A 17,384-nucleotide genomic window follows, 5' to 3' on the forward strand; every position below is an offset into this window, starting at 1 on the left:
CGTTTCATTCCGTCCGTCCTTTCAAGGGCCGGACTCTAGCTCCGCGTGGAGGAAATTCTCAGGGGCACGTCACAATGTCCGCGACACGCAGGATAAAGTCCGAACACCATAACAGACCCAGGCGTCCATTCGATCAGGCACAATATCTGAGTTTCAGGATAGGTCTACACAGCTATCGGCGAAGCGTACCAATGTCTCGACTGGTAACAGTTGGCGGGCTCGGCTCCGTTCAGATAGCCCAGTCTATGCGCAGCTCCGACCAGAAAATCACTGGCTTCTCTTAGATCTTCGAAGGCGCGCCGAACTTCGACGGCGACATTCTGGCCGACCAGATGATCGGCGCATATCTGAGTAACTGCTGCAAAAACGTCCATCTGGGCGCAGGGAAGACGCACATTGCCCAAGATGGCCCCCATTTGGGAAACGACATTTAAATCCAAGCGAAAGTGTTCCTTGACCGCTTGAGCAAGGCCAAGATTGGTCCCGATCTGGGCATGGAACACCGGATGGCCGAAACGAACCTCGTCCATGTCGTAATGAGCGCCGTAGACTTGCTCAAGATCGTCGCCCTTACGCTTGAAGTAGGCGACATTGGTGCCGTAGGTCTTTGTCTTTAAAGGCGCTGCGGCGGCGAAATCGCCCTCGAAGACGAGCCACCCTTCCACGACAACATACAAATCGGATCGTCCTCGATTTGCGCGCTCCGGGACATTCAAGACAATTGGTCCGACATTGAGTTTGACGACATCATTGGGCGCAGCCTGATCAAGCCTGAAGACGTCATAGGCGCTGTCGGGCCGGATCGAGCATGTCTGATCCATCTGACGCATGCCTAGTAGCGCCTTGCTCCAAGCAGCATGCACCCGGTTTTGAACGCGATGAGCCTCCCGGTTCATACCCCCTCCGCCTCAGAGACCCATCAGCGGGGCGAGTTCTTCGTAAAAATCTCGCTCTACCCGGGTGAGTTGGGCTCCTTGCGGAATCCAGCTGCTCGATGGCACCGAACAGTCAGCGCGCTCGCAAACCGGCCGCTTCGTAAATGGGCACCAGAATCCTCCCTTTTCACCGCCACATCGACCGCATTCGTGCACCGCCAGCACTCTGGCCAAGCGAGCTTGAACGACCGCGCGGTTGAAATCCGCGAATCCAGCTCCGCCATCGACCGCCACATCCGCACTCATTGCGTCGATGATCCCGTCAACATCTTCCCGCCAATAGAACCGCCCCACCTGGGAAAATGGACCGCCGTAACGTGCATCGTGGAACAACTCTGCAAGAGCGTCAGATTCGTTGTTGCTCGTCGCGCAATAGGCGGCCAATGCATTGTCGCTGAGGATCGGTCCTGGAAATTTCAAGATCGAGTTTGCGAGTACGTGGCCAAGTATATAGGTCATCAGCTTCTGCATCGGCTGCAAGTCGTCGCCCCCGTCGGCATTCATCGTACGCAACCGCTCTATGAGGCCCGCATTGGCAGCGCCAAGCCGGGACATGTAGAGGGCAAACTGACTTTCGAGATGCGGTCGGCCCATCAAAGCCGCCAAGACCCCGGCGAGACTTCTCTTGTCCTTCAAAAGGTCAGGCTGCGCGTCCAAACCGCTCGCTAGGTCGCGGAAGCCAGCGTAGATCGCCGCAATAAAGGTTGCTCCGTCCTCATCATTATTAGGAACCTTTAGTGCGAATAAGTTGGGTTCCTTCGGAAGCGAGTCACGATGACCGCGAGAGAAGTCGCCGACGGGCACCGCCGCCATTTGGCTCCAAGCAACAATACTGACGCCGAACAGGCCGCGCAGCCCTTTGGAAGTCAGATCGTAATCCGTGACGACAAGTACGGTCTTTTCATCGATCCGATTTTTGAATGAAGCTTCAGGATCCTCGTCGACGGTCGCCGGCGTCCACAGCGCTATTTCCACCGGTTCATTTCCGAGCCGTTCGCGCAGTTTAGCGGACAAGCTTGCCAGCAATTGCTCGTTGTCATCGATTAGCAAAATGGAAGGGGGGGCGGTCATGTCGAGGTGCGCTCCAAGTTGATGGGCAACCGAACGCGGATGCAGGTCGCAAAATTGGGTGGCGGCGTCGTGAGTTCCGCCTTGCCGCCGAATGCCTCCGCGCCGCGGCGTACTAGCGCCAAGCCGAGCCCCATTCCGGACCCCAGGGGATCATTGCGCGACGCTGTGGTGGTGAATAGCGGATCGAAGACCTTGCTCTGTAGCGGCCCCGGGATTCCGACGCCTGTGTCAGAAACCTCAAGATAGTGCCACCTACCTTCGTTCCAGCTCCGAAACGCGATGACCCCCCGCTCCACACTCGTCTTTCCAGTCACAGCCTTAAGGGCATTAGTATAGAGGTTAAGCGCGATACCATCGTATAATGATGCCGGTACGAGAGGCGCTAAAAGATCCGACTCAGCGCTGATCTCTACATCGATATTCCTCTCCTCTGCGTAACGGCCAAAGACACGCTTGACCCTTTGAAGACGAGGACGAACCGGGTAGGCCGCCGTGGGTAGAATCTTCGTCCCCTGGATATAGCCAGAGGAATACTTCACGAACTCATTCAAACTGCCGATGTGCGTCGCAAAGCTGGCGACGACCGGATCGAAGCGTGGATTGTCCTTCGCCAGCTCAATTAGTTCTTGGTGGGTCGTCTCAAGCTCCTGGATGGCAACCCCAAACTCGTGCGTCATGAAGCCAGCGACGACGCCTAGCAGGCTCATCACCTCCAGCTGCCGCTCACGCTCGCGGGACGTCTCTTCTTGTACATCCGCGCGCTTCTGCTGGTCCGCTAGAACGGCGACGATCCGCTCTTTTGTCGGAGCGGCGATATTGGGATCCGCTCTGATCTCGCGGATGGCGGACTGGGTGTCCCGCTTGAGGCTAGCGGCATTTTCGTCCCGCCGACGTTGTTCTTCCTCCTGTTGGAGCTTGCGGTCGGCAAAAGCTATCGCTTCGACGACACCCCGGATGACGTCAGTGAACTCTTCGAACGTCTCATTCTCGACGAACCCCTCACGGTCCGCCGATGCGATTAGTCCCCGCTCCTCTTCGTCAGCGGTATGTTCGGCTTCGAGCTCTGCGTTCCGTTTTCCCTGAACCTGCACAAGCCCCACAAGTTGGGCGGATTGAGGCAGCCGGATCATCCAGTTTTCCGACGGCGCGGCTCGGACCTCGTTCGACATCGGGAAGTGTTTCGCCGCTAGGGACGATCGGGGGTCCCGCCGATTTCGTGCAGCGTCAGCCTGGAGCCGAAGCCAGTCGTCCTTCGTCCCGCCGTATGGCTGGACCCGGAAGTTGCGGTCGAAAACAGCAACGCCTGAATTCGCGACGATCCAGCTATAGGCGTACCTCCCATCGACTGACAGGCCTGCAAAGGCCCCCTCACGGCGAGGGAAGAACCGTATGTCCGCGTAGGCATTCCCGATACCATTGGGGAATGTATCGACGATCTTGAGATATGGGGCCTTGTAACCACGCCTGAACACTTTCAGGTCGAGGTGCTCCCCCTTCAGGTCGAGCACGGCTCGAAAGGTGTAGGCCTCCAAGATTTCACTGGCGACATCCTCGACGACGTCGTCGACATCCTGAATGGTCAAGCTGAAGCCTGGGTCACGCGACCCGACGTCAATGCCACCTTCGATGTTCTCCCCTGTCGCGTCACGGAACATGGAGCGGAGGGGCGTGAGAATGTCGATGGAGCCGCTACGGACCTTTTTTAGGTCCAGCCGGCGCGCCTCGGAACGTATTTTCGTGATGGTAAGCGAAGTGCCCAGCGGCTCGTCGCCATCGACGCGTTCGACCGAATAGGGAACCTTCACCGTCCCTAGGTCAGCGTGTTTGTCGAACTGCGGCCAATCGAAAGTCGCAGAGAGACGTGTTCGATAGCCCCGATCCGGATCGTCGGCGACGGTATCTAATTGCAAACCTCGCCCGAGGAACCGGACGGCGAAGCGCCCAATACCCTTCTCGCCGGTAATGAGACGGAGATATCGATCGGTTAGTCGGGCACCTTCTTTCGAACTGGTGCCGATCCGCATCCAGCCGTCTCGGAAACGACCGAACGTCATCCCTACCCCGTTGTCCTCCACAATAATCGAGCGGTTCGGGATGTAGGTGATGGTGCAGTCTGTCGCGTCGGCGTCGTAGGCGTTCTTCACCAGTTCGACGATCGCCACCTCTGGCTGCTTAACCAGCCTCTCTCCAAGCTCACGGAGCACCCGACCTTCGATGGTGAAGCCGAGGGTGCCTTCCTCAACGATGTCAGGCGCGCGGGTCATGCTGAAGCCGCAGCGGTTCGGCCGAAGACATCCAACAGGATCGCATTGATCTGGTTGATTTCAATCTTCCGCAGGCCATTGGAATGGGCCACCACGCGATCTCTTAGATTCAGACCGTCAAGGCCGGTCGCCAACGCCTCAGCCCTCGCGGGACCCAGATTGTGAACCCCGCAAACTCCTCCAATGGCGCGAGCGTTGACCGAGTTGACTATCGCTTTAGGGTAAAAGTCCCTGAAGCTCTGTGCCATCAGCACATCAGGGATAGGCGGCATGTTAAAGCGCCACCACACAGCACGCTCTAAACAAGTCGCGGTCTGATAGTCCGCTGCGGGAACGCTGTTCAGATAGGATAATAGATTTCGGCCGGGCTGGGCGTCTGTCCGGATCAACCAACATTTCTGGCCAGCGTCTCGGAAGTGACGACGGAAGACAACGTCGTCGAGTCTCGAAACTTCACTAGGCACGGAACGCAGCGTGGTCACACACGGAACGACGTCCGTGTCGATCTCGAGGCCGAACCGAACTCGTTCCGGTTCGGTGAGGGTCAATACCTTCTGCGTTCCAGGACTCAACCCACGGATGGCTCGCGGAGCATCAGCTTCAATGTCACCGCGACGTCGGTAGGGGATGACGCCAGATTCAGACCCGCTTTCGGAGGGCATCTCCGCCCATGCGCCATCGGCCGTCTCCTCGAAAAACCGCCAGTCGCCGTCCGAGACGCTCTTGTCGATGATAGTAATCGAGGATGTCGTGAGAACGCTGTCGAAGGTGGTATCGACCAGCCGATAGACACGAACGCGCCAGCCCTTCTGCCGGATGTAATCTCGCAAATCGCGCACAGAGGGCCGCGATACCCACTCATACGGGATGACGAGTGCGACCAAGCCATCGGCCTTGCAACTGGTCAGAGAGAGAAGGAAAAAATACTGCCAGGCATTCGCCAAACCGGAGAGACTCAAACCCGTCCTGTTCTTGAGAACCTGAGAAGCATGAGCTCGCCAGCCCAAGGGCAGATCTTGATTCCTCACGAAGGGCGGATTGCCAATGCAAACATCGGCGTCCTCAACCACGTCCTGGAATGCGCACTGATTGACGAGACTGGCGTTGTTCGGAAGCGCGGCACCTTGACACCGATCTTGGTCAATTTCGTAGCCGAGGTAGGCACTATATTCGCCGTGATGTGCGAACCGACCGTCACCGGCGCCGAAGTCCAATACCTTCCCTACCGACGCACGCGCGTCGCCGACGTGTGCCCAAGTGGCCCTTACCAAGGCATCTGGCGTGTCGACCTGGCACCGGTCAAGGTAGAGGGAAACGGCTTCCCACTCTCCCCAATCGCTGGTTAGCTCTGCAACCTGTCTCAAACCGATCTGACTTCCCACGACGGCACAGCCCCCAGCGACTCTCTCCCCGCACGCAAGCATAGAGTCGGTCCGTCAACCATAAGTTAGCGGTTGGTGAACCGGACGGCAACGCTGTCGTATCATGATGACCCAGCGGCACCGCAGCGAAAACACCCAGAAGAACCGATGCCTTGCCTCGTCTGTAACGCGGACGAAACTGTTAAATTGCGCGTGATCCCGAGCTGGGCGCGCTTCGGATCGCCAAGGAGATCTGCAGAAGGCCTACCACGCCAGGCGAAACGGCTGAGATGAATCCCAATCCGGCTTCTACGACGAGACCAACCCGCGCGCAAAGCACGCAGCTCGTTTCGGCAAGTATGGTAATTCCGCCAATCGGTTCTTCGGCCGCCCCAAAGCGGCGATCCTTCTGACGATGCGAACGTACGGCCAAGAAGAGTTGCGTCACCCCGCCTTCAAACGATCGCTACCTCACCAAGCTTCCAACCCGACGGTTCATTTTAGTGACTACGCTATCGCCGCGCCTCCAAAAGACGCGCCGGCCCCACATCCAACGCCTCAGCGACTGCCACAATCGTCTCTAGGCTTGGGTTTTCCTCGCCTCTTTCGATGCCAGCAAGAAACCGCAAAGACAGGTTTGCTTCACCCGCGAGCGTCTGCTGCGACCACGCCCTGTCAGCGCGATAGCGCCGGATGTTCTGCCCCAAGCAAATCTTCCAATCCATCAACAGAGTGGAACACTTGAGGACGATCCTGTGAAAGGTTCTAAACTACTAGCAATATATTGCTAGATGAAAGGACCCGCCACTTCACTGTCCGGATGAAGTAAAACCCACACCGGAACACCGAGAGCGGAAGAAATTGCAACGATTGTAGCTAATGATGGATTCTCTTCTCCTCGCTCAATACCTGCGAGGTAACGAAGAGAAAGCGCCGCCTCGCCAGCCAAATCTTGCTGGCTCCACTTCCGAAGAGATCGGAAGTGGAGGACATTGCGACCGAGAACACCTCTCCCATCCATGAGAGAGGTGTCGTCATTTGCGACCACCTATGAAAGGTGATAACTTGCTAGCAATATATTGCCTATAGGTGAGAGGGGCTGTTGGCTTGTCATTATCAGACGCTTCACACGGGCCCAGTCAGGTCACCCTAAGCGAGCTCTATCGCAGCCACTCAAAGTGGCTCTCAACGCGCCTCCGCCACCTAGGCGTAGAAAGCCCGGACGACGTCGTCCAGGAAACCTACCTCCGCATCGCCCCCTACCAGGCGCGCGGCGAGGTCCGTCACCCCAAGTCCCTCCTGCTCCGGATCGCCACCAATCTCGTGGCTGAAGAAGGCCGTCGCACTCAAAGACAACGTCGCCACGCCGCCACCGCGCCCCTCTGGACCGACGCCCCAACCCAGACCGAAGCCGTCCTTCTGAAGCAGTTGGTCCTCAAGCTTCCGCAACCCGAGCGAGATATTTTCATGCTCAGCCGCTTCGGAAGTTTGACAAACGAGCAGATCGCAGCACGACTAGATTTGTCGGTAAAGACCGTGGAGCGCCGTATCACGCGCGCGCTGAAACAGGTCGATGCACAACTCCGACGCTAGTCCAGGGGCTGCAATGCCGGCTGAGGTACAGACACGGACTGCCGCCGACGACCAGGCGGCCAGTTGGATTGCGCGGCTAGGCACGCGCACCATTGCGCTGGCCACCATCCAGGAATTCGCCAAATGGCGTGAGGACCCAGCGAACGCCGAAGCCTATCGGCGCGCGGAGCAGCTCTGGTCTCGTACGGGTGAGCTGGCGGACGATCCCGACATCCAGGCGGCCCTTGCACAGGCTCAGGGCCGACGCCCCCGACGCTTCAGCGTCAAACAGATAGCCACCGGCAGCCTCACGACCGCACTGGCAGCCTCACTAGCGGCAGGGGCCTTCTTCTGGCAAATCCGAGACACCTACGCGACCGAAGTCGGCGAGCAGAGATCCCTGCAACTGGCGGACGGCTCACGCGTCCGCCTCGATACCGCGTCCAAAATCAGGGTCCGCTTCACAGATGGCGAACGGCGGATCGAGCTTGCCGAGGGCCAGGCCTTCTTTGAGGTGGCACATAATCCCGCCCGCCCCTTTGTGGTCATGACCACAAACGCATCCGTGACGGCGGTCGGGACCGTCTTCGAGGTGCGTCGAGTCGGGTCAGAAACCCGCGTCGTTCTCGTGTCTGGCGCCGTCGATGTGGCGCAGGCCGCTACTCCGAGCGCGCCTCAAAGGTTGCTACCAAACCAACAGACGGCGATCAAAGCCGGCAAAGCCAAGGTCTCCGCCGTGAACGCTGACACCGCGACGAGCTGGACCACCGGTGAACTGACCTTCGTAGACACGCCGCTGGCCGAGGCCGTCGCGGAGGTGAATCGCTACCTGGCCGCCCCGATTATCCTGGACGCGCCCGCCGCGGCGAACACGCCGATCAACGGCGTTTTCCGCAGCGGAGACCGGACGGCCTTTGTTTCGGCCGCGGCCCACCTGTTCAATCTGAAGGCGATCCGAGAAGCTGACGGCAAGGTTCGTTTGGTCAGCTCAAGGAATAATGCGCAGGGGTGAGGGTCAGCCCCCGCCTAAACCGTCTCTTCCCCGACGCGCCATTGCGTCGTGGGGGAAGACACCATGACCGCCTATCGTTCCAGCCTGTTCACGGGCGTCGCCATACTGACCATATCCGGCGCCGCCCAGGCTCAGTCCCCGACGCCGGCTCAAATCAACTTTTCCATTCCGGCCGGTTCTCTGGCGGCGGCGCTCAACGCCTACGCCAGCCAGGCCGGCCGCCAACTCATGTTCACCTCCGACCAGGTCGCGGGTCGTCGGACGCCGGGCCTCAGCGGGTGGATGACCGCCGACGCCGCGCTCGACCAGCTTCTGGCCGGCTCCGGACTGGTGGCGGTCCAGTCGTCCAGCGGCGCCTGGGTCCTTCAACGCGGGTCCAGGGATGAACTCGCGGAGGCCGTGGTGGTCGACGACGTCGTCGTCACCGGCACCCTGCTGCGCGGCCCCGGCGACACCCCCTCCCCGGTCACGGTGATCCGGCGGGATGATCTCGACCGAACCGGCCGCGCCACCATCGCGGACGCCCTCGCCGCCCTGCCCCAGAACTATGCCGGCAGCGGCACGCCGACGGCGGCTCTGGTCGGATCGGATCCGATGCAGAGCAATTCGGGCCTGGCTACCGGGGTAAACCTGCGCGGTCTCGGGCCGGACTCCACCCTGGTCCTGGTCAACGGCCGCCGCATGGCGGGCGCCGGCGGCCGGGGTGATTTCGCCGACGTCTCGGCCGTTCCTACCGCCGCCGTCGAACGCGTGGATGTGCTGCTCGACGGCGCCTCCGCCCTCTATGGCGCCGACGCCGTCGGCGGCGTGGTCAACATCATTCTTCGGCGGGACTTCGACGGTCAGGAAAGCCGCCTGCGCGTCGGCGCCTCGAAAGGCGGCGGCGAGTCCGTCATAGCCGCCCACACCATCGGCCGGACCTGGTCTACCGGCCAAGCGCTTCTATCCTACGAGTTCGAGCGTCAGAACGCGCTGAGCACCATGGATCGCCCCTACACAGCGACGGGCGACCTCAGGCCCTTCGGCGGCACGGATCACCGGACCTACTACGCGGTCCCGGGCAATATCGTCCGCTTCGACAACGCCAGCAGCAGCTATGTGGTCACCCACGCCATCCGCCCGGGCGCCGGCGGCGTCGCAAGTTCAGCGGCGGATTTCGCAGCAGGCCAACAGAACTATGGCAACACCCGCGTGGGCGCCGCGCTCGTCCCGGAGTTCGATCGCCACGCGGCCTATCTCTACGCCCGGCAGCAGGTCGGCGCGCACCTGGAGTTCACGGGTGATCTCCGCTTCAGCCAGCGCGAGTTCGAGACCGAGAGCATTACCCCGACCGCCATCGCGACCGTCACGACGGCCAATCCGCACTTCGTGTCTCCGACCGGCGCGACATCGCACAGCATCGCCTATTCCTTCGGTGAAGATATCGGGGCCTCGCGACGCTCCGGTCAGGCCCGCAGTCTCGGCGCCAGCCTCGGCGCCCGAGTCTTCCTGCCCGCTGACTGGGAAGCCGAAGCCTTTCTGACCTATGGAACCGAGCGGACCGTCGACGGAAGCCGCGGCGTGCTGCAGTCCACCTATCTTCAGGAAGCTCTGGGAAACACCGCAGACAATCCGGCGACCGCATTCTCCGCGCCGCGCGACGGCTACCTCAACCTCTTTGGCGCTGGCGCCGCGAACTCTCGCCCTGTCCTGGATTTTATCTCCAGCGGTTGGAGGCGCTATACCGACGAAAGCGAGGTGGCCTCCGCCAACCTCATCGCCCAGGGCACGGCGTTCAAGCTTCCCGCAGGCGATTTGAAGGTCGCGGTCGGCGCCCAGTTCCGAACGGAGGCGCTGAAGAACAGCGGCGTCACCTTCACCTCCGGCCTCACCCCGCTCTCCACTCGATCCCCCGACAAGGAACGCAAGGTCACAGCCACCTTCATCGAGGTGCGCGCGCCGCTCATCGGTCCCGACCAGGCCATCCCTGGCGTACAAAAACTGGAACTCTCGCTGGCGGGGCGTCTGGAGGACTATGACGATATCGGCTCCACGGCCAATCCCAAGATCGGCCTGATGTGGACCCCGGCGAATGATCTCAAGATCCGCGCCAACTGGGGGACGTCCTTTCGCGCGCCGGCCATGACCGAACTGGCGCAACGCAGATACATTTCTGCGACCTTCGTCGCCGACACGGTCGGTCAGCAGGTCGCCCTGTTCGAAGGCGGCGGAAATCCGGACCTCAAACCCGAAACGGCGGACACCTTCACTTTCGGCTTCGACTATCGGCCCAAGGACAGCCCCTTCCGGATCGGCGCCACCTGGTTCGACATCGTCTTCTCCGATCAGATCGGAAGCCCCGCACGCGACAATCTCTCCCAGGTCCTGCTGGATCCCAATCTCGCGCCCTTTGTGCGCAGGATCGACCGCAACTCGGCCGCCGATCGGGCGGCCGTGGACGCCCTGATCAATAGCCCGGACTTCCTACTGCCGGGAGTTCTCCCTGCGGACGCCTTTGGCGTCATCGTCGACGCGCGCTGGCTGAACACTTCGTCGGTGGAGGTGCGCGGCCTCGACGGCTACGCCGCCTACGATCTGGACCTGGCCGGCGGCGAACTCACCCTGGAAGCGACGGCCTCCTACATGACCGACTACAAGCGTCGGACCACTTCCACCGCGCCGACCGTCGATATCGTCGATACCTACGGCTTCCCGGTCGACCTGCGCGGCACTGTCTCCGGGCGATGGATGCGGGACGATGTTTCACTCCGGGTGGCGGTGAACCATGTCGGCGGCTATCGCGACCTCCTGGAGTCCCGGATCGGCTCCTGGACGACGACGGACATGCAGGTCGGATGGACGCCCTCTGGTTCATGGGGCGAAGGGCTCAGCCTGACAGCCTCGGTGCGGAATGTCTTCGATGCGGACCCGCCCTTCTATGACGCCATAACCGGCATAGGCTTCGACGCCGGGCAGGCCGATCCCCTGGGTCGGACCTTCGCGCTGCAACTGACCAAGCGCTGGTAGGTCCGCCATGCTTCGCATTGTGCTCGCCGCCGCGAGCGCGGTCCTGATCTGCGGATCGGGACCGGCTCTCGCCACGCCCTTCACCCTCGAAGACATGCTCCGTATCGAACAGTTCGGGCAGGTGTCGCTGTCACCTCAGGAGACGACCGTCGCTTTCGAGCGGATCGGTCCAACCCTCGGCGCCGGCCCCTATGAATATGACGCCCTGGACCTGGTGCTGCGCTCTCAAATTCTGGTCGCGCCATCCGACGGCCACACCGCGCCGCGCCCGCTCCTGCCTGAGATCGAGGGCAAGGGCCATGTCATCGGCGCCTGGTCCCCCGACGACCGCAGGCTGCTGATCTACCGTCTCCGGGACCGTACCTTCACGGCCGGGATCGCCGACACCGTCACCGGCGAGGTTCAATGGCTTTCCGGAACGCCGGAGAGCGCCATGTGGGGCCGAGCGGCCCAATGGCGCGACAGCGACGACCTGGTCATAATCCAGCGCGCCGACAGTGAACTCCCCCCGATGCTACGGCAGGGTTTCCACGTCCAGGATCGGATGAACCAGCTATGGCGGTCTACTCGCGAGGGGCTGGAGCCCGGCCGCACCCTGATCGGCGGCGGCGCATTTCTTGGCCTGAACCCCCAACCGGCGGCCTCCCGGCTGGTGCTGGTGTCCGCCAACAACGGACACCAACGGACCTTGGCGTCAGGTCGTTTCCACGATCTGGAAATCGCGCCCGGCGGAGGCTTCGCGGCCGCCGTGAGGTTCGCAGGCGACCGTCCGTTCGATCCGGACATCCCCTTCCTTCAGGGCGACTTCTCGGAGAGGCGCGAACTCACTCTCGTCGATCTTGAGAGCGGCGAAGCCTGGGAGCCCCTGCCGGGACAGGACATATCCCCCCTGCTCCTGGCCTGGTCGCCCTCCGGCGATCGCCTTCTGGTCTGGGCGAGGCAGGACGGCGAGCCCTGGTCGGACGGCAGATTGATGCAGATCGATCCGAAACGGAAAACCGCCACCCCGACGAAGCTCGGCGACTTCAAACCGGCGCGGATCGAAACGGGATTACGTACCGAGGTCGTCAGCGCAGACTGGCTTGGCGAAAATCCGATCCTCTACGTTCAGAACGGCGAACGGCGCGATTGGGTCGCCTTTTCCGATGCTGGCCCGCAGGTGCTCACCGCCGATCTGACCTCGCCTGCCGTCTCCATTGTCGCGATTTCCGCACACCGCATTGTGGTGCAATCCGGCGCCGGGGCCTGGTCCGTCGATCGGAATGGTCGCGCAAAACGACTGGGAAGGACGGTCCGCCCCAGACCGAGCGTCACATCGGCCCTGGTCAGCCAGGGGCAGCGTTTCTCCTTCAACAGCCCGCCACGACGGGACTGGACGTTGACGGGTGACGGCGACGAGACATGGCGCGTCGATACGGCCTCAGGCGCCACGATCGGCGCCAGGATGAAGGTGTCTCCTCGGATCCTAGCTGCGGGAGAACGGCGCGCCGTCGTCGCGACCCGGGATGACCACAACCACGATGCGCTCGCCCTCGACGGCGAACCGCCGATGATCCGATTGAACGACCGGCTCTCCGAAGTCGCCTTCGCCCGCGCAGAGGCGGTGACCCACCAGGCTCCGGACGGCAGCCCTCTCGTGAGTTGGCTCTATCGCCCGCTCAAGACGGGCGATCACAAGCCCGCCCTGATCGTCATTCCCTATCCCGGCAGCCCCGCCTATGCGCCGGCCTGGGCGGACGATAACGTGATCACCAACGCTCAACTGATGACCGCCGCCGGCTATGCGGTGCTGATCCCGAGCCTCCCGAGACCAGACCGGCGTGGCGAACCCGCCATCGGCATGGCGGACGACATCCTGAGGGCGGTAGATGCGGCGGCGCCTCTGGAGGCGTTTGACCCCGACCGGGTCGTCCTCTGGGGGCACAGCTTTGGCGCCTTTGCGGCCGTCGCCGCTGCGACTCAATCCGACCGCTTCTCCGCCGTCATCGCAGCGAACGGCCCCTATAATCTGCTCAGCGCCTGGGGCCAGTTTTCACTAAAGCCATCCCTTTCGCCGGAGGACGGACTGCCGGTTCGATCTCGAGCGGGCTGGGTCGAAACGGGCCAAGGCGGGCTCGGGTCTCCGCCCTTCGCGGACACCGACCGCTATGTGCGCAACAGTCCCGCCCTGGCCGCAGGCCGCATCTCAGCCCCCGTCCTGCTGTTCACGGCCGACCGGGACTACGTGCCGCCGGGCCAGGCGGAAGAACTGTTTTCAGCCCTTTATCGGCAGCAGAAGGATGTGGTCCTCGTCACCTACAGGGGAGAAGGACACGTCCTTTCCAGTCCGGCCAACATTCGCGACTTCTACGACACCGTATGGGCATGGCTGGATGAGGTTCTGCAGCGTCCTCAATCGACCCAGGCCATGGACAAACAGTGAGGTCTCCATAGCGCTGACCGCCCTGAGCGGAGCAATGGACTGAACACGCTCAGGCTCTAGCGAGCCGATCATCAGAGCCTGAGCGACAGTCAGCGATCGCCCTCGTCTTCCGACCAGCGGCTCTCTTCACCCCGCTCGCGCGCCAAGGTCATTCCTGCGGGTTCCACGCCGGTCGCCTTGCGATGCTCAATCCGAAGATGGCTGACCTCCTTGATCAGCCGGTCGAGTTGCTTGCTGATCGTCAGCAGTAGACCGAGGCTGCCGAACCCGAGGAACAGCAATGCCGCGATCTGCCACGTCGCCATTGTCAGCCGGCCTTCGGCTTACGGCCTGGCTTGCCCTTGGGCGCCGGCTTGGCCGCCTGACGTCCGCCGGCGCCGAGCCCCATCGCCTTGGCGAGGTCGGAACGCGCCTTGGCGTAGTCAGGATGAACCATCGGGAAATCGGCAGGGAGGCCGAACGCCTCACGATAGGATTGCGGCGTGTAACCGTGAATCGTGAGGTGGCGCTTCATCGACTTGAACGGCTTCTGGGTGATCAGGCTGATAATGCCGTTGGGCGTGATCAGCTTGCGGGCCTGCGCAGCCGTCAGCCGTTGAACCGGCTCGACCTCTTCCACGGGTTCCGAACCCGTCGAACCCAGGGCGGTGTGGATCGAGGTGATCAGGCCGGGAAGCGCGGCGGCGTCGATCTTATTGTTGGTCACATAGGCCGCGACGATGTCAGCGGTCATGTCGAGAAGATCCCGGTCGGGCGTCATGGCGTCGTCCAAGTTAGCGCTCCACATAAAAGGTCACGCTTTGGATATCCTGTAACGCCGCCGTCTGACAGGCCCATGGGCCAATACATGAGGCCCTGAAACCGGGGCGCTCAAATCTGGTCTCAGCGCAGCCAGGCCTTGGCCCAGCTCTCGACCAGAGCCAGCATCATCAGTTCCAGATAGCCGCCCTGCCAGATCAGGTGCTCAACCTGGAGTGCGGCCTCGATCTGTTCGCGGTCGACCAGACCCTGACGGGCGAGATGTCCCTCGAGGAGATGCGGACGCAGGCGGTCGATGTTCGCGGCGACGACACGGCCGTAGTAGCCGCCGAGTTCGGCCTTGGACCGGCGATGGACCAGGGCCTGCGGCAGTCGGTCCGAAAAGGCTTCACGGGCCAGAAGGCGATCATGCCCTCCCCTCGTCAGCGCATATGACGGCGTAGCCAGAACCGCTTCCATGACCGGCTGGCTGAGCGCTGGATGCAGCAGATCCGCTCTCTCACTTCGCCGAGACAGGCTGTGCAGGCCGAGGTTGCTCGCGAAGCCGACAATCTGCTGTCGTTTGCCCGGACCGACGCCGTCCATGTCGACAAGCCAGGGATGAGGCGGGCTTTCGGCGCCGCGGATGTCAGGGTGGAGGAGGGCGTTTGCGGATGGCGAATACTCACGTGGCCGTCGCGCAGAGACGATCGCCGCTCGCATATTCCGCCATGCTGACCGTCTCATCCGCCGAGCCAGCACAGGCGCGGTCCGGCCGAGCAGTGCGGCCCAACCTCGATCGCGCAACTCGTCGGCGAGAATGCTGGAGCTGGCGGTCTGCAAAAAGGCGACATCCCCGCCCTTGCCGGTGAGCACGCCCTCCACGCCATGCGCCTCGCATAGGTCCGCCTGCAGGGCGTCATAGGCCGCGTCCAGGCGATTGAGACTTGGCCGGAACGACCGGGGGTGTTCAAGCGCCAGCCCTTTGGCCAGATCATGGGCGGATCGGGATAGGATTGTCAGTGGCACGCCCAGGGCGTCGGCAACCGCTGTGGCGTAGGCGCGCTCATCAGATTCCGGATAGGGGCCATGAGTGTTGAGCCAGAGGACCTTTTCGTCGAACCCACTGGCTCGAAGGCTGGCGGCCATGATGGCAGAATCCAGCCCTCCGGAGACTTCGACCAACAGCGAAGATCGTCGACGGGTGAGGCCCGCGACCGCCCCGTCGACCGTGTCGCGAAGGTCGTCTGGCGTCATCGTTATCGATTGACGAGCCGTCCGTGCTGGCGACCATACCGTCCGGCTTCGACCGTCCGGCAGATGTAGTGCGCCGGGATAGACCGTCCTCCAGCCCTGGAGAAGATCGGCGGTCGACAGGGTGATAGGGTCCTGCAGGACAGTCGCGACCGCACCCCATGAAAGGCCGGCGTGCTCATGGTCGTCGACCAGCCAGTCCGGTGTATCGCTCGCGATCAACCAAGCTGATCGGCTTCGCGAGACGGCGCAGTCTATCGCCCCGGACGGGTCGCGGAAAACGCCGGACAGACGACCTTCGCGGGTCAGGAACACTGCTACGTATCGGCCCCAGACCTTCCGCGTCAGATCCAGACAGGCGTCGTCGATATTGTCTATGCGGCCGTCCAACGTCGCCGATCCAGCAACGGTTTCACCGATCAGGACGACTTCGCCGATGTCCAGAGTCCGGCTTGTGACCGAAGCCCTTTCCGCGGCGATCCAGAAGGATGGTCCTACCTCGGTGATGGTCCAGCCCCGCTGGCGAGCGGCTTCCTTCAACGACCGGCAGGCCCCGGCATCGGCCTCCGCCCCGAGCACGGCGACAAAGCGGCTCATGCGCCGACCGCCATGATGGGTGTATAGAGCGCGACCCGATCCAGGTCATCATCAAGGAGCACGTCGCCGATCTGCAGCCAGCAATGGGCGGAGAAGGGCCAGGTCCTGACACCGAAAACCCAGGTGGCTCCGCGCCCGCGTGACGCAAGAAACGCACGCAACAGATAGGCCCGATAGAGGCACTGCCCCTGCCCCGGGACCCAGGGCATCCAGTGATCGAACAGACGGGCGTCCGCCATCGCTTCGGCGGTCTGCTCATGACGCAGAGGCAGGTTCGGGGATCGCGCGATGAGCGCCTTCAAGGGGCGTCCGTGGATACGCCAGGCCTTCCTCGCCGTGATCGTCGCCAAGGTCACCACCGCCATGCGGCCGGGACTAGGTCCCTCGTAGCGTCTGGAAGTTTGGACCGCCGACGAGGGAGCGGGCGCCGACCGGTGCGACACGGCCGTTTGAAAAAGCCCCGTCTCGAGAAGGCCGTCCGCGATCACCGCGTTCGAGGCCGTCCATTGGCCGTCGCCGGCGTCAACCAGATGCCGCCCAAGTCCCGGGAGGCAGAAGTAGGCGTCGTTCTCGAGATCGAGGGCGACCAGGTCGTCTTCTATCGAGGCCACATGGATGGAGGGGGCGGGCGAAATCACGGTCGCGCGAAGGCGAAGGCCGTCGGCCAAAGCCGACGGCCCCCGGCCTCAACCCTGCGGCTTGACGCGGGTGAAGTCGATTTCCAGCTCTCCGTCATCGGCGCCGCCGCGGGTCAGTTCGCGAGCTTCGCCGAGGCGGATGAGGCGGATCGTTTTGGTGGGGGTCATCTCAGTCTCTCCTCTCTGGATCGCCGCAAAACGCGGCTTCATCAGGAGGCGACTCCGGGCGGATAGCAGCAAGCTATATTGCCGTATATTTCCCTTGCCCAAAGGAAGCAGGCGCCGGCCTGACGCCGACGCCTGCCGGGTCTCGTTCAGGCCATCCGGATATAGGTGCCGTCCAGTTCCAGGACGCCGACATGCCATTGGCCACGTGTCAAAGTACGGGCCTCGCCCAGACGAACCAGGCGAACGCAGATTGAGGTTTGCATCACAGTCTCCTTGGTCGGCCGCAGGATTGCGGCGTCTCCATGGACGGCCGCTCGCGACGCCGTGGCAAACTATATCTCGGTAT

Annotated in this window: 14 protein-coding genes; 4 read left to right on the forward strand and 10 right to left on the reverse strand. The window is 62.3% G+C overall.

From position 1 onward, the window contains the following. Positions 1-164 precede the first annotated feature (164 nt). The 6 genes from HX774_RS15490 to HX774_RS20420 all read right to left on the reverse strand — a co-directional run bounded on the left by HX774_RS15490 (position 165) and on the right by HX774_RS20420 (position 6,652). Entirely contained in the window at positions 165-830 is a 666-nt protein-coding gene (locus tag HX774_RS15490; protein WP_178828215.1) for a hypothetical protein, read from the reverse strand. Positions 831-908: 78 nt separating this feature from the next. Continuing rightward, positions 909-2,006 (reverse strand): hypothetical protein, encoded by a 1,098-nt coding sequence (locus HX774_RS15495; protein WP_178828217.1) that lies wholly within the window; start codon positions 2,004-2,006, stop codon positions 909-911. Then, a complete protein-coding gene (locus tag HX774_RS15500) occupies positions 2,003-4,270 on the reverse strand; it encodes a sensor histidine kinase (protein WP_178828220.1) in 2,268 nt (755 codons plus the stop codon). The genes HX774_RS15495 and HX774_RS15500 overlap by 4 nt, the downstream gene beginning before the upstream one ends. Further along, a complete protein-coding gene (locus tag HX774_RS15505; protein ID WP_178828222.1) occupies positions 4,267-5,484 on the reverse strand; it encodes a class I SAM-dependent methyltransferase in 1,218 nt (405 codons plus the stop codon). Before HX774_RS15505 ends, HX774_RS15500 begins: the two co-directional genes overlap by 4 nt. Before the next feature lie 659 nt (positions 5,485-6,143). Next, positions 6,144-6,356, reverse strand: a complete 213-nt coding sequence (locus tag HX774_RS15510) for a helix-turn-helix domain-containing protein (protein WP_178828224.1) — start codon at positions 6,354-6,356, stop codon at positions 6,144-6,146. A gap of 62 nt (positions 6,357-6,418) precedes the next feature. Continuing rightward, entirely contained in the window at positions 6,419-6,652 is a 234-nt protein-coding gene (locus tag HX774_RS20420) for a helix-turn-helix transcriptional regulator (RefSeq protein WP_178828226.1), read from the reverse strand. Between the two features lie 86 nt (positions 6,653-6,738). Between HX774_RS20420 and HX774_RS15520 the strand changes: the two genes are divergently transcribed. The 4 genes from HX774_RS15520 (at position 6,739) to HX774_RS15535 (ending at position 13,643) form a co-directional block, all read left to right on the forward strand. Further along, on the forward strand, positions 6,739-7,224 hold the full coding sequence (locus HX774_RS15520; protein ID WP_178828228.1) for an RNA polymerase sigma factor: 486 nt from the start codon (positions 6,739-6,741) through the stop codon (positions 7,222-7,224). A gap of 13 nt (positions 7,225-7,237) precedes the next feature. Further along, positions 7,238-8,215 carry a FecR domain-containing protein gene (locus HX774_RS15525; protein ID WP_178828230.1) on the forward strand — a complete coding sequence of 326 codons (978 nt, stop codon included), beginning with the start codon at positions 7,238-7,240 and terminating at the stop codon, positions 8,213-8,215. Positions 8,216-8,278: 63 nt separating this feature from the next. Continuing rightward, a complete protein-coding gene (locus HX774_RS15530; protein ID WP_178828232.1) occupies positions 8,279-11,221 on the forward strand; it encodes a TonB-dependent receptor in 2,943 nt (980 codons plus the stop codon). A 7-nt stretch (positions 11,222-11,228) separates the two neighbouring features. Continuing rightward, positions 11,229-13,643, forward strand: coding sequence for a S9 family peptidase (locus HX774_RS15535; protein WP_178828234.1), 2,415 nt, complete (start codon positions 11,229-11,231; stop codon positions 13,641-13,643). 89 nt (positions 13,644-13,732) lie between these two features. Here HX774_RS15535 and HX774_RS15540 read toward each other — a convergent pair whose 3' ends face one another. The 4 genes from HX774_RS15540 to HX774_RS15555 all read right to left on the reverse strand — a co-directional run bounded on the left by HX774_RS15540 (position 13,733) and on the right by HX774_RS15555 (position 16,900). After that, positions 13,733-13,948 carry a hypothetical protein gene (locus HX774_RS15540; RefSeq protein ID WP_178828236.1) on the reverse strand — a complete coding sequence of 72 codons (216 nt, stop codon included), beginning with the start codon at positions 13,946-13,948 and terminating at the stop codon, positions 13,733-13,735. A gap of 2 nt (positions 13,949-13,950) precedes the next feature. Beyond that, the gene (locus tag HX774_RS15545) at positions 13,951-14,415 is read right to left on the reverse strand and encodes a MucR family transcriptional regulator (RefSeq protein ID WP_255500482.1); all 465 of its coding nucleotides are present in this window, start codon (positions 14,413-14,415) and stop codon (positions 13,951-13,953) included. Between the two features lie 110 nt (positions 14,416-14,525). Next, positions 14,526-16,232 carry an asparagine synthase C-terminal domain-containing protein gene (locus HX774_RS15550; RefSeq protein ID WP_178828240.1) on the reverse strand — a complete coding sequence of 569 codons (1,707 nt, stop codon included), beginning with the start codon at positions 16,230-16,232 and terminating at the stop codon, positions 14,526-14,528. Further along, positions 16,229-16,900: a lasso peptide biosynthesis B2 protein gene (locus tag HX774_RS15555; protein ID WP_178828242.1), complete on the reverse strand. Its 672-nt coding sequence runs from the start codon at positions 16,898-16,900 to the stop codon at positions 16,229-16,231. Before HX774_RS15555 ends, HX774_RS15550 begins: the two co-directional genes overlap by 4 nt. Positions 16,901-17,384 lie beyond the last annotated feature (484 nt).

Source organism: Brevundimonas sp. P7753 (assembly GCF_013386595.1).
Lineage (GTDB): Bacteria > Pseudomonadota > Alphaproteobacteria > Caulobacterales > Caulobacteraceae > Brevundimonas > Brevundimonas bullata.